General features: G+C 43.8%; 1 tRNA gene and 1 rRNA gene. Both read right to left on the bottom strand.

Annotated features, from left to right (window positions below):
* Window positions 1–201 (bottom strand): 16S ribosomal RNA (locus D8852_RS09970); the annotation flags it as partial.
* A 229-nt stretch (window positions 202–430) separates the two neighbouring features.
* Window positions 431–502 (bottom strand) — tRNA-Glu (locus tag D8852_RS09980).
* Between the last annotated feature and the right edge of the window lie 4 nt (window positions 503–506).

Raw genomic sequence — 506 nt, forward strand, 5'->3', positions numbered from 1 at the left:
AGTTATCATGCAATAACTGCTATTATGCGGTATTAGCTATCGTTTCCAATAGTTATCCCCCGCTACCAGGCAGGTTACCTACGCGTTACTCACCCGTTCGCAACTCATCCAGAGAAGCAAGCTCCTCCTTCAGCGTTCTACTTGCATGTATTAGGCACGCCGCCAGCGTTCGTCCTGAGCCAGGATCAAACTCTCATTAAAAGTTTGAGTTCTCACTCATTTCTGTCACTGACAGATTTATTGTTTTTTTCATTGTTCAGTACTATAACCTTAGTTATAGTGCCCTGCACATTGGTTCGTCTTGTTCAGTTTTCAAAGGTCTTTGTCACTCATTCTCTCGAGCGACAACTANATTAGTATATCACAGCTACCTGCCTCTGTCAACANNTTTTTNAAACTTTTTTCAAGTTTTTTTAACCGCAATACACCATAGTCCGTACGGGATTCGAACCCGTGTTACCGCCGTGAAAAGGCGGTGTCTTAACCCCTTGACCAACGGACCTGAG

Origin of the sequence: Streptococcus mitis (assembly GCF_003942695.1) — a bacterium.
GTDB classification, from domain to species: domain Bacteria; phylum Bacillota; class Bacilli; order Lactobacillales; family Streptococcaceae; genus Streptococcus; species Streptococcus mitis_BD.